This window comes from Erwinia sp. MYb375, assembly GCF_037479175.1.
In the GTDB taxonomy this organism is placed as follows: domain Bacteria; phylum Pseudomonadota; class Gammaproteobacteria; order Enterobacterales; family Enterobacteriaceae; genus Erwinia; species Erwinia rhapontici.
Genome location: NZ_JBBGZS010000011.1, coordinates 554499 through 570737, shown reverse-complemented (window position 1 = coordinate 570737; position 16239 = coordinate 554499). Strand labels below are relative to the sequence as shown.

Sequence of the window (16239 nt, the reverse complement as noted above, 5' to 3'; positions counted from 1 at the left end):
AGGCGATTTTTAAGGGGTAAGCGATGAGCGATTTTTACCAAAATGGCGTGATAACGAATTTTCATAATCTGACCGGACGCTCCGTAGAGGCGCTGGAAAAAGATCTGGTGCGCTTTTCACGCAAGCGCAAAATGGGGTTGATCCTGCCTTCACTCTTTTCCGAACTGGAAGGTCCCGCCCTCAGTCATATTGTCGATGAACTGGCAAAAGTCCCCTACCTGTCTGAGATCGTTATCGGGCTGGATCGCGCGGACCGCGACCAGTTTCTGCTCGCCCGCGAGTTCTTTTCGCGTCTGCCACAGCGTCATCGTATTTTGTGGAACGATGGACCTCGCCTGAAAGCGCTGGATGCGGAGCTGGACAAAGAGGGACTATCGCCTTCTCAACCTGGAAAGGGCCGTAACGTCTGGTTTTGCACCGGCTATACCCTGGCGTCCGATAAGTCGGCCTGCGTGGCGCTGCACGACTGCGATATTGTTACCTATGAACGGGGAATGCTGGCCCGCCTGCTCTATCCCCTGGCTAACCCCAGCTTTCAGTATGAATTCTGCAAAGGTTTCTATGCGCGGGTCGCCGATAACAAGCTGAACGGTCGTGTGGGGCGACTGCTGGTCGGGCCGCTGTTACGTTCGCTGCAAAAAGTGTACGGCCACTCTGAGTATCTGGACTACCTGACCAGCTTTCGCTATCCCCTTTCCGGGGAGTTCGCCATGCGCACGCATGTGTTGAACGGCATCAAGCTGCCGGGCGACTGGGGACTGGAGATCGGTGTACTGTCAGAAATATACCGCAACTACACCACCCGTCAGAGCTGCCAGGTAGAGATCGCGGATAATTACGATCATAAGCATCAGCCGCTGGCTGAAGAGGACGGCACCGGCGGTCTGAAGCGCATGAGCAACGACATTGTGCAGTCGCTACTGCGCAAAATGGCCACGATGGGGGTCAGTATCACCAGCGATTCCTTCCGCGTACTGAAAGCAACCTATTATCGCAATGCGCTGGATATGATGGAAATCTACCACCATGAAGCGACCATGAACGGCCTGACGTTCGATCAACATGCAGAAGAAGCCGCCGTCGAAACCTTTACACAGTCGATTCTTGATGCAGGACAAGCCTTTATCGAACGCCCGAATGAGAAGCCGTTTATCCCCAGCTGGGGCCGGGTACAGTCCGCCTTTCCTGATATCATGCAACGCATTTATCAGGCGGTCGAAGATGATAACAGCGGCGACGTTTAAGCTCCGCTATTAACGCAGTTACGGCCGGCGGCTTTTGCCTGATAAAGCCGGCCATCTGCCACCGATTGCAGGGCATCTATCTGGTACTCCTGCTGCTCTTCGCTGCTGCTCACGCCCAGGGAGGCGGTCACCTTCAGCGTATGAGTGGCGTCAATCAACACCTCTTTTGAGGCCAGCTTGCCGCGAATTAGCTCCGCTATTTCTACTGCCTCTACCAGCCCGGTATCGGGTAAGACAATGCAAAATTCTTCGCCGCCTACCCGTCCCAGCACATCCACTTTTCGCACGGCGCTGGCGATGATGGCCGCCGCGTGGGTCAACACCACATCGCCCGCATGATGCCCGAGCGTATCGTTCACCGATTTAAAGTGGTCAAGATCGAGCTGAATCAGAGAAACAGGCTGCTGATGACGTTCGCAGAACGCTGACAGGCGTTCAGCATGGTCGAAAAAGGCACTGCGGTTTAACAGGCGGGTCAAACCATCATAGTTCGCGCGCCAGCTCAGGGTTTCCTGAAGGGTCAATAATCGCCCGGTCATACGAATGATCGCCTGATGTGACGCCAGCAGCGTCAGGCTGAACAGCATCCACATCAGCAGCAGTATCAGCATGACCCGCCCCGCTTCACCCTGCAGCGCTTCAGGCAGGGTTTGCACATTGACCAGCAGTCCGTCGAAGTTTTGTAAATGCATCCAGGTGATTAACTGCATTCCTGAACGGATCTGCCCACTTTGGTTCGAAGTAACCTGGCTGAAAATATTGGCCACCTGTGCAGCATCGAGTCCGTGTTCCTTCAGCGATTGACCATCCGAAATCGCCACCGCGTGCTGGCGGCTATCGAACAAGATGATGCTGCCGTCCTGCCACTTGGGAAGGGCGTGCTTTAAGTACTGTTGAATGACATGGGTGGAAAAATCCATCGCCAGAACGCCATACCAGTATTGGTGATGGTCGACGGGCAGAGCCACCGTCACCACATCCCCTTCGTTATCGACGGAGCGATAGGTTCCAGACCAGCGCAGCCTGCGCTGAGGGTTTTGTTCCGGGCTGGCACTGAGGAAATAAGGGCGGTTGATAACGCGGCTGTAGCTTGTCATCGTCTCTGCATGATCGTCCGGCACTGAACTCAGATAAAAACCGGCGCGCGAGATATACCAGAGGCGGTAGTGAAAATCCTGTTGAGGATTGTTGAACTGCAGGATGTAGCTCATCTCCAGCGCGGCAGTTAGCTCATCGTTCAGGCGCTGTGGATCGCTGCGGTCGAGTAACGGCAGGCGCTGTACGGCAGCATCGGAAATTCCCGCGATCGGGATGCTGCGCTCGGTATTAATAGAGATGCTCCACAGCGGGCTTTGCCGCTCGCCAGCAAAGACGGTTAACGCATCACGGGATTTATCGGTTTCCAGCGGATCACCAAGCGCATGGCGCAGCAAATTACGAAAGAAGAACATCTCATCAATACTTTGCTGCCACTGTCGCTCAAGGTTGCTGCCCGCCTGAGTCAGCCAGGCACGCTGGGTGGTATCATGTGAAGATTTCAGCACCATTGCTTCATGCACGGTTAAAATGCTGGAGAAGGCAAAGACAATCGCAAAACACAAATGAACAATGTTTTTAGGTCGAAAAAAACGCGAATTGTTGTCAGGCATAACTTAAGCATTCTCCGCCGCTACTCTTCTTGGTTTTTACACAGTTTAGACCGCTGCCTACTGCGCAGCCAGCACGCGGCGTTCGTACGAAAGAGTGATGACATTTTTATTGATCTCCTTCAGGCCAAACCCCTTTCAACAGGGTGAAAATAGCGCTATTACTGTAAAGAGTATTCGCCTGAGGCCCTGCTGGTACAGGAGGTAGTAATGGCCAGATTTCCTAAAGGCAGTATTGTGCGCCATAAAACGGGACAGATTAAAGGTGTGGTCCTTAACGTCTTCGATCAAAGCGACCGATCCGCAGGATATTACATCAAGTGGGATGACGGAAACCACAGCTATCACGCTGAAAACGAACTGATATGGGCGAATATTGACCGCCCAAGAATGCATGATGGTCAACAATCACCAAAATAACGTGCTGCCCCCAACAAGCGCTAAAATCAAGGTATACTGCATCTAGCTGAATCGGGACCAACCGGCACGCCAGGGTTCCCGATCTCCCTTTTGTGAAGAGACCGTCTAACTTATATGTCTGAACTCTACCGTTATGACCTGCCAACCAAAGCAGGTGACCAGCGCCAACTGGGGCAACTGACTGGCGCGGCCTGCGCCGTTGAATGTGCCGAAATGGTTGAACGTCATCATGGTCTGGTGATTTTGATTGCGCAGGATATGCAGAATGCACTGCGCCTGCAGGATGAAATTAAACAGTTTACCTCCCATCCCGTGATGGCGCTGGCAGACTGGGAAACCCTTCCGTACGACAGTTTTTCTCCCCATCAGGAAATCATCTCCTCCCGGCTTTCCACTTTATATCAACTTCCCGGGCTGGAGCGCGGGTTACTGATTATGCCGGTCAATACCCTGATGCAGCGCGTTTGCCCGCATAACTTCCTGCACGGGCACGCGCTGGTGATGAAAAAAGGGCAGAAGCTCTCGCGTGATAAGCTGCGTGCCCAGCTTGAACAAGCGGGTTATCGCAGCGTAGACCAGGTCATGGCGCACGGTGAATTTGCTACCCGTGGCGCCCTGCTCGACCTCTATCCGATGGGCAGTGAACGTCCCTATCGCATCGACTTCTTTGATGATGAAATTGACAGCCTGCGTCTGTTCGATATCGACAGTCAGCGAACGCAGGAGGAAGTGACAGCGATCGACCTGCTGCCCGCCCATGAATTCCCGACTGATAAAAAAGCCATCGAGCTGTTTCGCACCCAGTGGCGCGAGCATTTTGATGTGCGCCGTGAACCCGAACATATTTATCAGCAGGTGAGTAAAGGGACGTTGCCTACCGGGATTGAGTACTGGCAGCCACTGTTTTTTGAGCAGCCCCTTCCCGCACTGTTCAGCTATATGCCGGCCACCACGCTGCTGGTGATTTCCGGCGATATGGAAAGCAGCGCTGAGCGCTTCTGGCAGGACGTCAATGCGCGTTATGAAAACCGTCGCGTCGACCCGATGCGCCCATTGCTACCGCCTCCAACGCTGTGGCTGCGTACGGATGAGTTGTTCAGTGAACTGAAGCTGTGGCCTCGCGTACAGTTGAAAACCGACCTGCTGGCTGACAAAGCTGCCAATACCAACCTGCGTTATGAAACGTTGCCGGACCTCGCCGTACAGGCACAGGCCAAAGCCCCGCTGGATGCGTTGCGCCGTTTCCTTGAGTCTTTCGATGGCCCGGTGGTGTTCTCGGTGGAAAGCGAAGGCCGCCGTGAAACGTTGCAGGAATTGCTGGCACGCATCAAGTTAAAACCCACGGCTATCGACTCGCTGCCGCAGGCCGACCAGCCCGGTCACTATCTGTTAATTGGTGCCAGCGAACACGGCTTTATTGACCGGCTGCGCAACCGCGCCCTGATCTGTGAAAGCGATCTGCTGGGGGAGCGCGTCAGTCGCCGCCGCCAGGATAGCCGCCGGACCATTAACCCGGATGTCCTGATCCGTAACCTCGCCGAGCTGCGTCCAGGACAACCCGTGGTGCATCTGGAGCACGGCGTTGGCCGCTACATTGGCCTCACTACCCTGGAAACGGGGGGGATTCAGGCCGAGTATCTGATGCTGGCCTATGCCGGGGATGCCAAGTTATATGTGCCGGTCTCGTCACTGCATCTGATCAGTCGTTATGCCGGCGGCGCAGAAGAGAATGCTCCACTGCACAAACTGGGCAGCGATGCCTGGTCACGTGCACGGCAAAAAGCAGCCGAGAAAGTGCGTGATGTTGCAGCAGAGCTGCTGGATATCTACGCACAACGCGAGGCAAAAACCGGGTTCGCGTTTAAACACGACAAACAGCAGTATCAGTTGTTCTGTGAGAGTTTCCCTTTTGAAACCACCCCGGACCAGGCGCAGGCCATCAACGCGGTACTGAGCGATATGTGCCAGCCGCTGGCAATGGATCGCCTGGTGTGCGGCGATGTTGGCTTCGGTAAAACCGAAGTGGCCATGCGTGCCGCCTTCCTGGCCGTGGAAAATCATAAACAGGTTGCCGTACTGGTGCCGACCACCCTGCTGGCCCAGCAGCATTACGACAACTTCCGCGACCGTTTTGCCAACTGGCCAGTGCGTATTGAGATGCTGTCACGTTTTCGTACCGCCAAAGAACAGACACAGGTGCTGGCAGAAGCGCAGGAGGGTAAGGTCGATATTCTTATCGGCACCCATAAGCTGCTGCAGAACGACATCAAATGGCGCGATCTGGGGTTACTGATTGTCGATGAAGAACATCGCTTTGGCGTGCGCCATAAAGAGCGTATCAAAGCGATGCGCGCTGACGTGGATATCCTGACGCTCACCGCCACGCCGATCCCGCGTACGCTGAATATGGCGATGAGCGGAATGCGCGATCTGTCGATTATAGCCACGCCACCTGCGCGTCGTCTGGCGGTGAAAACCTTCGTGCGTGAATATGACGATATGGTGGTGCGCGAGGCCATCCTGCGTGAGGTACTGCGCGGCGGTCAGGTGTATTACCTGTACAACGACGTTGAGAATATTGAAAAGGCGGCAAAACGCCTGTCGGAACTGGTGCCGGAAGCCCGTGTGGCCGTCGGTCACGGTCAGATGCGTGAGCGCGAGCTGGAACGGGTGATGAATGACTTCCATCACCAGCGTTTTAACGTGCTGGTCTGTACCACCATTATTGAAACCGGTATTGATATCCCGACCGCGAACACCATCATCATCGAACGCGCCGATCACTTTGGCCTGGCACAGTTGCATCAGTTACGTGGTCGTGTCGGGCGTTCGCACCATCAGGCCTATGCCTGGCTGCTGACGCCACATCCAAAATCGATGACCACCGATGCGCACAAACGTCTGGACGCCCTTGCGTCGTTAGAGGATCTGGGTGCCGGATTTGCGCTCGCCACGCACGATCTGGAAATTCGTGGTGCCGGGGAGTTGCTGGGTGAAGGTCAAAGCGGCCAGATGGAAACCATTGGATTCTCGCTGTATATGGAACTGCTTGAAAATGCCGTCGATGCATTAAAAGAGGGACGAGAACCCTCGCTCGAGGACCTGACCAACAATCAGACCGAGATCGAGCTGCGTATGCCTGCGCTACTGCCGGATGACTTTATCCCTGATGTGAATACCCGTCTTTCATTCTATAAACGCATTGCCAGCGCCGTGCAGCCGGGTGAACTGGATGATCTGAAGGTTGAGCTGATTGACCGTTTCGGCTTGCTGCCGGATGCGGCACGCAATCTGCTGGATATCGCGTCTATGCGTCTGGTGGCGAAAACGCTGGGCATCCGCAAGGTCGAAGCCAGTGAGAAAGGCGGTTTCGTTGAGTTTGCCGAGAAAAACAAGGTCGATCCGGTGTGGCTGATTGGTCTGTTACAGAAGGAGCCGCAGCACTGGCGTCTGGATGGGCCAACGCGTCTGAAATTTATCCGTGAGCTGGGCGAACGTAAGGTGCGGATGAAGTGGGTGCAGACGTTCATGCAGCAGATGCTGGAGAATGCCACGGGCTGACATCAAAAAAGGGACCATAAGGTCCCTTTTTATCGTATAGCGTCAACCTGCTGACTTACGCTTTATTACTCAGCACCAGCTGACCATTATCGTCTAACGGAATACGTGTACCCGGGTCATTCTCCATGCGGATTTTACCCTGCTGGTCGCCAATCTTATAAGTGACGTCATAACCCAGCATTTTTTCCTGCTTATCATAGACCGTCTTACAACGCTGCTCGGTCGTGGTGTAGGTATCACGATCCTGCAATGCACCCTGGACCTGGTTACCGCCGTAGCCCCCCGCCAGCGCCCCGGCCACGGTGGCAACATCACGACCACGACCGCCACCAAACTGGTGACCCAGCACACCACCGGCAACAGCACCCAGCACGGAACCGGCGATGCGGTTTTCATCCTGAACAGCGCGACGATGAGTCAGCGTGACGTTACGGCACTCCTGACGTGGATTCTTCAGGGTCTCTTTAATCGGCGTGGCTGAAAGTACCTGCGCGAACTGTGGGCTGCGATCGAACACATTCATACTGGCCACCGCCGCTACACCGAGTGCAGCCACAACACCAATACCAATACCCGCTAACATTGATTTATTCACAGGAAACCTCCTGACATTGTTACCGCGCATTCTTGATTACTGCGACATCCTGAACAGGTGCGGCATATTCGGCGTGCGCGACGCGCCGTGGTAATTGATAAGAATTCTGCTACCAGCCGGGGATTGTGACAATAAGAATACTGGACGAAAATCGGATCAGGCATGATAAGAGAAAGTTTTTAAGAGAGTTCTTATCAGAGGGGATGAGGGGGTGAGTCAGAAGAACGGCTTATACCCCCACAGACAGTCATCCGGGAGTATAAGCCGTTTTTTACAGCTTAGTGCAGCTTGAGGCGTGGACGGATCGCGCGGTTGATACTGCCCACCAGCACCATCAACCCAGTTTTAAAGTAACCGTGCAGCGCAACCTGGTGCATGCGGTACAGCGAGATATAGACGAAACGCGCAATACGCCCCTCGACCATCATCGAACCACGCATCAGATTGCCCATCAGACTCCCCACGGTGCTGAAGCGGGACAGTGAGACCAGTGAACCGTGATCTTTATAGACATACGGCTTCTGCGGTTGCCCTTTCATCTCCGCCAGAATATTGGCCAGCACGCGTGAGGCCATCTGATGTGCGGACTGAGCACGCGGAGGAACAAAACCACCGGACGGCAACGCACAGGACGCACAGTCGCCAATCGCGTAGATGTTCGGATCACGGGTCGTCTGTAAGGTTGGCTCAACCACCAGCTGGTTAATACGGTTGGTTTCCAGCCCACCCAGCTCTTTCATAAAGTCCGGTGCCTTGATCCCCGCCGCCCAGACCATCAGATCGGCATCAATAAATTCGCCGCTCTTGGTGTTCAGGCCTTTTTTATCCGCGCTGGTCACCATCGTCTGTGTCAGCACGCGTACACCCAACTTGGCCAGCTCGCTGTGAGCAGCGCTGGAGATGCGTGGTGGCAGTGCAGGCAGAATACGTTCACCGGCTTCCACCAGCGTCACGTTCAGCGCCTGGCTGTCCAGACCTTTATAGCCATAACTGTGCAGCTGCTTCACCGCGTTATGCAGCTCGGCTGACAGTTCAACGCCCGTAGCACCTGCGCCGACGATAGCGATATTAACCTTATCCTGCGTCCCCTCACTGGCGGAGAACTTCAGGAACAGGTTCAGCATCTCGTTGTGGAAACGGCGGGCCTGGTGTGGGTTGTCGAGGAAGATACAGTTGTCTTTTACGCCCGGCGTACCAAAATCGTTTGAGGTGCTCCCCAGCGCCATCACCAGCGTGTCATACGCCAGCTCTCGCTCCGGTACCAGCAGCTCACCCTGCGCATCGCGAATTTCAGCCAGTTGCAGACGGTTATTCTCACGATCGAGGTTGGTCAGCGTTCCCAGCTGGAAGCTGAAACCATGTTTGTGCGCATGCGCCAGGTAGCTCAGGCCGTCAATGCCTTCATCCAGCGACCCGGTGGCCACTTCGTGCAACAAGGGTTTCCACAAATGGCTGTGGTTACGATCCACCAGCGTAATGTGTGCTTTCTTCTTGCGGCCCAGTTTGTGCCCCAGCTGAGTCGCCAGTTCAAGACCTCCGGCACCTCCGCCAATGATTACAATTTTTTTCATAGGTGTTGTCAAACGACCCTCTCTAAAAGTAAACCAATCGTTAACTAAAAGTTAAATAAATAACCTTAGTAAACATAGGGTTGGCGATGTTAATTCGCGAGCTGGGGCCAGAATAACACGAGGGAATTCATCTGTTCTAAGAAAATTGATCCTGGTCAATTTTATTAGCAAAACTAAGAATAGTACGAATAAAGGCCCTGCATCCAGCCCGCCTTTAAGCGGGCATGAAGTCTGTTTTCGGGGGGAAATAAACGGGGATTAACCTAATGATTTGAACGCTTTGATTCGCGGAAGATGATGGGAGATGTTCTTGAATTTATGCCCTTCCACTTCATCCCATATCAGCTCGTAAAAATGTTGCAACGCCTCGGCACTGCGCTGGTTATCAAGCGCCTCGTCATGACGGGAAAGAATGGTCATACAGCGATCACGGTTCTTCTCACGGAAATTGCCGACGCATTTGGTGGCAATATCAACATACTCTTCCGGGCGGTCAATTTTGCCTTCCATCACTTCCTGTGGCCACAGGTTAGGGTTGAACATCACCTGGCGCACATCACACAAGAAGCCGATACGTTCAGCCCAATAGCCGCCCAGACCCACACCGCAAATCAATGGCCGTTCGTCATCACTTTGCTGCAACATCTTGTAGGTTTCTTTCAGCAGATGCTGCATATCGTGTTTCGGATGCCGGGTGCTGTAGCTGAGCAACCGGACATCCGGGTCAATAAACTGAAGTTGCAACACTTTTTCATGGTTGCCCGGGCTGTTTGAATCAAAACCGTGCAGATAAATAATCATCGTCATCCTCACCGTTGATGCGCCGCAGGCAGCCTGAAATCAGATGCCTGCCGCCGCTTTATGTTCCTGCCAGCGTTCCTGCAATTGACTCAGTGTGGCACTGGTCTCTTTCCAGCGTGTCGAGTCACGCAGTTGCTGATGGGTAAATGAGCTTCGATGGTAAAGCTGCGTCACCCTTTCAGCATTGATCGGCGACAGGTTATCCAACACGCTCACGGCACCCTGGCGATTATTACACACCAGAATCATGTCACACCCGGCATCCAACGCGGCCTGACCCCGCTCGGCATAGCTGCCCATAATAGCCGCACCTTCCATCGACAAATCATCTGAAAAGATGACGCCGTCAAAGCCCAGCTCCTGACGCAGCACGGTTTTCAGCCAGTGCGACGAACCGCTGGCCGGGCGTGGATCAACTTCAGTATAGATAACGTGGGCCGGCATAATCGCATCCAGCGCCTTTTCCGCAATCAACTGCCTGAAGATTGGCATATCATGCTGACGGATCTCGGCTTCACTGCGCGTATCACGTGGGGTTTCTTTATGGGAATCCGCACTTACAGCACCATGTCCCGGGAAATGCTTACCCGTGGTTTTCATTCCCGCGTCGTGCATCCCACGAATAAATGAACGCGCCATTTGCAGGGCAACCTGCGGATTTTCATGGAATGAGCGTTCGCCGATGGCCGCGCTGCCGTGACCAATATCCAGTACCGGGGCGAAGCTGATATCAATGTCCATTGCAATCATTTCAGAGGCCATCAACCAGCCTGCCTGCTGTGCCAGCGCCTCGGCCTGCTCACCACGATGTAATGCGGCAAAAGCCTGCATCGCCGGCAGACGCGTAAATCCGTCGCGGAAACGCTGCACACGGCCGCCTTCCTGATCAACCGCCACCACCAGACGATGACGCGAGGCCACACGGATCTGCCGCACCAGCTCACGCAGCTGCGCCGGATCGTGATAGTTACGGCTGAACAGGATCAGCCCTCCGACCAGCGGATGTTGTAAAATTTCACGCTCTTCGGCATCCAGTTCGCCGCCTTGTACATCTAACATTACCGGTCCCACACTTCACCTCTTAACCTGATGACATGCGCTGCCAGCCCTCGGCTGCCAGCGTCTTAAATTGGTGTTCGCCACTTTGCTGCCAGCGTAACTCATACCAGCTGGTCGCCAGTAGATCGAGCCACGGTAACCAACGGTCAACCTGCCGTCGTAGTGGGTCATAATCAAATTGTTGCTGCTCCGAATAATGGACAATCAAACGCTGCTGCTGCTGTGCATCCAGCCCGTTACCCATCATGATCGCGGCCAGTTCCAGCGCCACATCGCCATCGCCAGCGTACTCCCAGTCAATCAGCCGCAGGCGCCCGTCATTGACGATCAGATTCCCGCAGTGAATATCCATATGCAGTACGGCCGTGCGTAATGGTTTCGGCTCTCCCTGCCGCTGACAGCGCTTTAGCGCCCGCAGCCAGTGTATCTGGCGCCGCGCAGGCTGGCTGCGCTGCCAGTAGCTTATCAGCAGCGGCAACAGCTGTAGGGGATACCCTGACAGCGGCTGACGGTGCAAGCGGACGACTTCATTGACCAGGGGTTCCACCCACCTGTCCCACTGCCCTGTCGACAGCACTTTACCCGGCTGCCAGGCCAGAAGCAGCCAGTCCGCATTGCGTCCATAAACGCGCGGTGTAAGGCCGCTGGCGGCCAGTTTACGCAGCAGGCGGTATTCACGCTGGCGATCCACTCCAGGCATGGTCTGCTGCCCTGCGGCACGCCTGGCCAGCAAGGAAACCCCTTCAAGCACAACCTGAACACTGCAGCCGCTCAATCCCTCAAGGGGGGAAAAAGAAGCGGCGGCTCGCGCCGCCGGAAATTGTTGCATGATCAGCCGCTCAAGGGCGGGATCAGTGCACAACGGCACCGCTGCCTGACCAGATGATTTCGCCGGTCTGCACCAGCATTAACTGCATTTGCAGCGTGGGTGATTTCACCTCACCTTCCGCATTGCTGTACAGCACATACTGTGCACCCACGTAACGCGCCAGACCCACCGCTTTACTGCGTGAGACCAGGCTGTCATCCGCTGACAGACCGAGCGTCTGCTTCGCTACTGCCAGTTGTTGTGGCGTCACCAGCGTAAACTGGGTGTTATCCTTCAACGCACTTTGCAGCGCAGCCGTCGCTTTAGCACTTTGCAGGCTGCCGTTGGTGCTGTTTTTTACATTATCCACCAGCAGCACGCCGCCAGGGGTAACGCCGTCCGCTTTGAGCATCTGGGCAATCAGCGGAGAAACACTGGCTGGCCAGTTGAGGGTTTGCATTTTCGGCGGCGGTGGCACGTTCTGGCCCGGCTCTGCTTTTGGCTGTTCCGGCACAGTAATCGGTGGCTGCACCGGTTCAACGGGCGCAGGGGGGGCCGTTTCCTGTTGCTTCTGAAAAAATACACAGCCGCTCAGAAAAAGCGCCAGCATCAGCACTCCTGAGCGTTTAACGATGTTGCTGTTCACGCGATAACTCCTTACAGATACAGATAGAGACGAACTTTGCTCGCCGTCAGATTACCGGTTTGAGATGAAATTTCGGCTTTACCATGAGCGGGTACCGTCAGGGTATGAGGTCGTTCAAACGGCAAGATTTCCAGCCCTTTGTCATCATACCAATAGAAACGGTAGGTCACCTGGACCGGTTTTTCCTGCTGATTAAATAGCACCGTTGACGCGCGCTGTTGCCCTTCTGTCTCGCGGATCGTCGGTTCGTCGGTCGTGATCCCCGCTGACAATACTGACGATTCCATCACCAGTGACTGTGAGGTATTGATGGCAGTACGATCGCTGCTGCATCCGGTTAATGCTATCAGTAACGTGATGGCCGTTACGCTTGCCCGCATAGGATTATGTCCGTATTTGTTGGCGTTCAGGACGCCAGCATTGGGCCTAAAGGTCGGCCACCGACAAGATGCAGGTGGATATGATAAACCTCCTGACCGCCGTGTTTATTGCAGTTCATGATCAAACGGTAGCCGTCTTCAGCAATCCCTTCATCCTTCGCGATTTTAGCCGCTACGGTGATCATACGTCCCAGTGCGGCTTCATGCCCGGCGACAGCATCGTTAGCCGTGGCAATCAGCAGGTTAGGAATGATGAGAATATGCGTCGGTGCCTGCGGGGAAATATCGCGAAATGCCGTGACCAGTTCATCCTGATAGACGATGTCGGCCGGGAGTTCACGGCGGATAATTTTACTGAAAATGGTTTCTTCAGCCATGCTATCTGTCCTTGTGTTCATGTCGTTAACGTTATCGCAGTATGAGCGAGAGAATCGTTTTCTTTCAACCTGCAACTGACTTTTCTTTGGTTAATCGCTCGGCTTTACGGCATTTCTCTCTCTCAGCGTTGCCCTTCACCCTCTTTCTGTGCTGTCCATCAATAAAATGAACCGTCACTTTCGATAAAAACAAAACACTGTTTTATAAATTTAGATGTGTGACACACCGATGACGGCCATTTTGCCACTTTGTTGCCTCAGATGGCAAAAACGGCAAGGTTCAGCCATCGCGAACGCTCTATTTTTCCAGCATCCGTATGAGTTGTCCGGAACCTGTGGCTAAAGCCACCCCATCGCGCAAGGAGTTTTCCTGATGCACACTCGTAAGATCGGACTGGCAAATTATCTCGCCTACGGTTCCGGTGATTTTCTCGGTGCCGGCACCACTGCCCTGACCGCCGCCTGGCTGCTTTATTTTTACACCACCTTCTGTGGCCTGACGCCCATTGAAGCGACCTTTATCTTCGCCCTTGCCCGGGTGCTGGATGCCGTGATCAGTCCACTGATGGGCTTTCTCACCGATAACTTCGGCAGCACCCGGCTGGGTAAACGCTTTGGCCGCCGTAAGTTCTTTATTTTGCTCGGTATTCCCTGTGTGTTCAGCTACAGCCTGATGTGGGTCGGGGATATGAGCTACCTGTGGTACCTGCTCACTTACCTGCTGTTTGATATCGTCTACACCATGGTGCTGGTGCCCTATGAAACGCTGGTACCGGAAATGACCGACGATTTTAAGCAGAAAACGCGCTTCTCCGGTGCCCGTATCGCCCTCGCCCAGCTTTCTGCCATTCTTGCCGCCTTTTTACCGGGCATCCTGCTGGGGGTTTTCGGTAAGGACAACGCAGTGTCATTCTTCTATTCCAGCCTGGTGTTTTCCACACTCTGTGCCATCGTACTGACGCTGGTGTGGTTCTTCACCTGGGAGCGTCCGGCCGATGCTATGTCGGAAGAGTCAAAACGCGCAGAGGAGGAGAAAAAACACCTCACGCTGGGTCAGAGCCTGAAACGCCTGTATGTCGAGCTGGCATCAACGTTACGCATCCGTATATTCCGCCAGCATCTTGGTATGTATCTCGGCGGCTACATCGCTCAGGATGTGTTTAACGCGGTGTTTACCTGGTACGTGGTGTTTGTGCTGATGCAGAGTGCGCAGCTGGCCTCCAACCTGATGGGCACCATGGCGGTCCTGCAATTTATCGCGGTGATTGGCATGATCCCGTTATGTATTCGTATTGGACCTGCCCCGGCCTATCGCCTGGTGGTGGCACTGTTTGCCGCCAGTGCCCTCTCATACTGCCTGCTGTGGTACGCGGGTATGAGTAATAACCTGGCACTGCTGCTGTTGATTTCCGCGGTAGCGGGTCTGGGGCGTGGTGGCATCAACTATATCCCGTGGAATATTTACACCTACATTGCGGATGTGGATGAAGCCATTACCGGCCAGCGGCGCGAGGGGATTTTTGCCGGAATCATGACGCTGACGCGCAAAGCCTCACAGGCAGGTGCAGTGATGGTGGTCGGTATCGTCCTGCAACTTTCCGGGTTTGTCTCAGGCAAAGCGGAGCAGCTTCCACAGGTCGGCCATACCATCGTCGTTATTCTCGGTGCCGGCACGCTGGTGATGCTGACATTCGGCTTTATTATCTCCCTGCGCTTTAAACTCAATCTTGCCACTCACCATACCCTGCGCGAAGAAACGCTGAAAATGCGCCAGGCCGATGGCGTAGTTCCGCAGCAGCTGACACCGGAAGCGCGTGCCACCGTCGAAACCCTGACCGGTATGCCGTATGAGAATCTCTGGGGTAACAATAATGTTGGCTACCTCAATCGTCATAAACCTCAGGCGGCAGCGTTGTCAGAAACACGCGCCGCCTTCCCTTCTATCCGACCTCAGGAGCACCACGATGACAGTTTACCCGGTTAAGTTCAGCGCACTGCTGCGCCAGCCCGAATATCTGCTGCCGCGCACCGCGCTACAGCAGCTGATTGCCCGCGTCAGTGATAATCTGGTCGGCATTACTGATGAAAGCGGCGAATTTTTGCTGCGCCTGGATGATGGCCGGGTGATTGATACCAAGGGCTGGGCTGGCTGGGAGTGGACGCACGGCATCGGGCTGTACGGCATGTATCACTATTACCAGCAGACCGGCGATAAGCTGACGCTACAACGTATCGATGACTGGTTTAGCGCACGGCTCCAGGAGGGTACACCGACCAAAAACGTCAATACTGTCTGTCCGTTCCTGACCCTCGCGTACCGCTATGAAGAAACGCGCGATCCGTCCCTGCGCCCGGTACTGGAACGCTGGGCAGAATGGGTGATGTATGACATGCCGCGCACTGAGCATAACGGCATTCAGCATCTGGTCTACAACAATGAGAACCACCAGCAGATGTGGGACGATACGCTGATGATGAGCGTGATGCCGCTGGCGAAAATCGGCCAGTTACTTGATCGCCCGGAGTTTGTCGAAGAAGCCACCTATCAGTTTCTGCTGCATACGCAGTATCTGATGGATCGCCAGACCGGCCTGTGGTTCCACGGTTGGACATTCGATGGCCAGCATAACTTTGCCAATGCCCGCTGGGCGCGCGGTAACAGCTGGCTGACCATCGCCATTCCCGATTTTCTAGAACTGATGAACTGGCCAGAGCAACACGCCACCCGCCGCTACTTGCTTCAGGTGCTGGAAAGCCAGGTGAAGGCGCTGGCGGCGTGCCAGCATGAAAGCGGGTTATGGCATACACTGCTGGACGATCGTGATTCGTATCTGGAAGCCTCGGCGACTGCCGGTTTCGCCTACGGCATCCTGAAAGCTGTGCGTAAACGCTATCTCAGCCGTGACTATTATCCTGTGGCCGAGCGGGCACTGAAAGGTGTGATGGAACACATCAATGATGACGGTGAGCTGACGCAGGTGTCATTCGGCACCGCGATGGGCAGTGATTTAGATTATTATCGCCAGATACCGCTGACCTCGATGCCCTATGGGCAGGCGATGGCACTGCTGTGCCTGACCGAGTATCTGCGGGTCTATCTCTGAGGCATAAAAAACGGGGCGCTTTCGCGC

General features: G+C 54.7%; 14 protein-coding genes. 5 read left to right on the top strand and 9 right to left on the bottom strand.

The features are described 5' to 3' along the window. The first annotated feature begins 23 nt into the window (after nt 1-23). The gene (locus tag WH279_RS05130; RefSeq protein ID WP_200640403.1) at nt 24-1244 is read left to right on the top strand and encodes a glycosyl transferase; all 1221 of its coding nucleotides are present in this window, start codon (nt 24-26) and stop codon (nt 1242-1244) included. On the opposite strand, the gene dgcQ is transcribed toward WH279_RS05130, so the two are convergent. Continuing rightward, entirely contained in the window at nt 1241-2893 is a 1653-nt protein-coding gene (gene dgcQ, locus WH279_RS05125) for a cellulose biosynthesis regulator diguanylate cyclase DgcQ (RefSeq protein WP_339455193.1), read from the bottom strand. The two genes, WH279_RS05130 and dgcQ, sit on opposite strands and share 4 nt — an antisense overlap. 207 nt (nt 2894-3100) lie before the next feature. On the opposite strand from dgcQ, the gene WH279_RS05120 reads away from it, so the two are divergent. Continuing rightward, on the top strand, nt 3101-3310 hold the full coding sequence (locus WH279_RS05120) for a hypothetical protein (protein WP_339455192.1): 210 nt from the start codon (nt 3101-3103) through the stop codon (nt 3308-3310). Nucleotides 3311-3424: 114 nt separating this feature from the next. Continuing rightward, the gene (mfd, locus tag WH279_RS05115) at nt 3425-6871 is read left to right on the top strand and encodes a transcription-repair coupling factor (RefSeq protein ID WP_339455191.1); all 3447 of its coding nucleotides are present in this window, start codon (nt 3425-3427) and stop codon (nt 6869-6871) included. Nucleotides 6872-6926: 55 nt separating this feature from the next. Here mfd and WH279_RS05110 read toward each other — a convergent pair whose 3' ends face one another. From WH279_RS05110 to hinT, 8 genes are all read right to left on the bottom strand, one after another. After that, complete coding sequence (locus WH279_RS05110; protein WP_133842860.1) at nt 6927-7466, bottom strand: glycine zipper 2TM domain-containing protein; 540 nt, start codon at nt 7464-7466, stop codon at nt 6927-6929. Nucleotides 7467-7744: 278 nt separating this feature from the next. Continuing rightward, on the bottom strand, nt 7745-9049 hold the full coding sequence (locus tag WH279_RS05105) for an NAD(P)/FAD-dependent oxidoreductase (protein WP_200640411.1): 1305 nt from the start codon (nt 9047-9049) through the stop codon (nt 7745-7747). A gap of 246 nt (nt 9050-9295) precedes the next feature. After that, on the bottom strand, nt 9296-9838 hold the full coding sequence (gene ycfP / locus WH279_RS05100; protein ID WP_200641053.1) for an alpha/beta hydrolase YcfP: 543 nt from the start codon (nt 9836-9838) through the stop codon (nt 9296-9298). A 39-nt stretch (nt 9839-9877) separates the two neighbouring features. Continuing rightward, nucleotides 9878-10909 carry a beta-N-acetylhexosaminidase gene (gene nagZ, locus WH279_RS05095; RefSeq protein WP_339455190.1) on the bottom strand — a complete coding sequence of 344 codons (1032 nt, stop codon included), beginning with the start codon at nt 10907-10909 and terminating at the stop codon, nt 9878-9880. 10 nt (nt 10910-10919) lie between these two features. Then, nucleotides 10920-11726, bottom strand: coding sequence for a thiamine kinase (thiK, locus tag WH279_RS05090; protein WP_234472151.1), 807 nt, complete (start codon nt 11724-11726; stop codon nt 10920-10922). 22 nt (nt 11727-11748) lie between these two features. After that, nucleotides 11749-12315, bottom strand: a complete 567-nt coding sequence (gene lpoB, locus WH279_RS05085; protein ID WP_200641055.1) for a penicillin-binding protein activator LpoB — start codon at nt 12313-12315, stop codon at nt 11749-11751. Nucleotides 12316-12362: 47 nt separating this feature from the next. Next, nucleotides 12363-12731 (bottom strand): YcfL family protein, encoded by a 369-nt coding sequence (locus tag WH279_RS05080; protein WP_133842850.1) that lies wholly within the window; start codon nt 12729-12731, stop codon nt 12363-12365. A 26-nt stretch (nt 12732-12757) separates the two neighbouring features. Next, nucleotides 12758-13108, bottom strand: a complete 351-nt coding sequence (gene hinT / locus WH279_RS05075; RefSeq protein WP_133842848.1) for a purine nucleoside phosphoramidase — start codon at nt 13106-13108, stop codon at nt 12758-12760. 373 nt (nt 13109-13481) lie between these two features. Between hinT and WH279_RS05070 the strand changes: the two genes are divergently transcribed. Then, complete coding sequence (locus WH279_RS05070) at nt 13482-15092, top strand: MFS transporter (protein ID WP_133842845.1); 1611 nt, start codon at nt 13482-13484, stop codon at nt 15090-15092. Then, on the top strand, nt 15073-16212 hold the full coding sequence (gene bglB, locus WH279_RS05065) for a beta-galactosidase BglB (RefSeq protein WP_339455189.1): 1140 nt from the start codon (nt 15073-15075) through the stop codon (nt 16210-16212). Before WH279_RS05070 ends, bglB begins: the two co-directional genes overlap by 20 nt. The last annotated feature ends 27 nt before the right edge of the window (nt 16213-16239 follow it).

Coding starts and splice junctions, on each gene's coding strand:
- WH279_RS05130 (WP_200640403.1), top strand. CDS start 24: ATGAGCGATTTTTACCAAAATGGCGTGATAACGAATTTTCATAATCTG.
- dgcQ (WP_339455193.1), bottom strand. CDS start 2,893: ATGCCTGACAACAATTCGCGTTTTTTTCGACCTAAAAACATTGTTCAT.
- WH279_RS05120 (WP_339455192.1), top strand. CDS start 3,101: ATGGCCAGATTTCCTAAAGGCAGTATTGTGCGCCATAAAACGGGACAG.
- mfd (WP_339455191.1), top strand. CDS start 3,425: ATGTCTGAACTCTACCGTTATGACCTGCCAACCAAAGCAGGTGACCAG.
- ycfP (WP_200641053.1), bottom strand. CDS start 9,838: ATGATTATTTATCTGCACGGTTTTGATTCAAACAGCCCGGGCAACCAT.
- thiK (WP_234472151.1), bottom strand. CDS start 11,726: ATGCAACAATTTCCGGCGGCGCGAGCCGCCGCTTCTTTTTCCCCCCTT.
- lpoB (WP_200641055.1), bottom strand. CDS start 12,315: ATGCTGGCGCTTTTTCTGAGCGGCTGTGTATTTTTTCAGAAGCAACAG.
- WH279_RS05080 (WP_133842850.1), bottom strand. CDS start 12,731: ATGCGGGCAAGCGTAACGGCCATCACGTTACTGATAGCATTAACCGGA.
- hinT (WP_133842848.1), bottom strand. CDS start 13,108: ATGGCTGAAGAAACCATTTTCAGTAAAATTATCCGCCGTGAACTCCCG.
- WH279_RS05070 (WP_133842845.1), top strand. CDS start 13,482: ATGCACACTCGTAAGATCGGACTGGCAAATTATCTCGCCTACGGTTCC.
- bglB (WP_339455189.1), top strand. CDS start 15,073: ATGACAGTTTACCCGGTTAAGTTCAGCGCACTGCTGCGCCAGCCCGAA.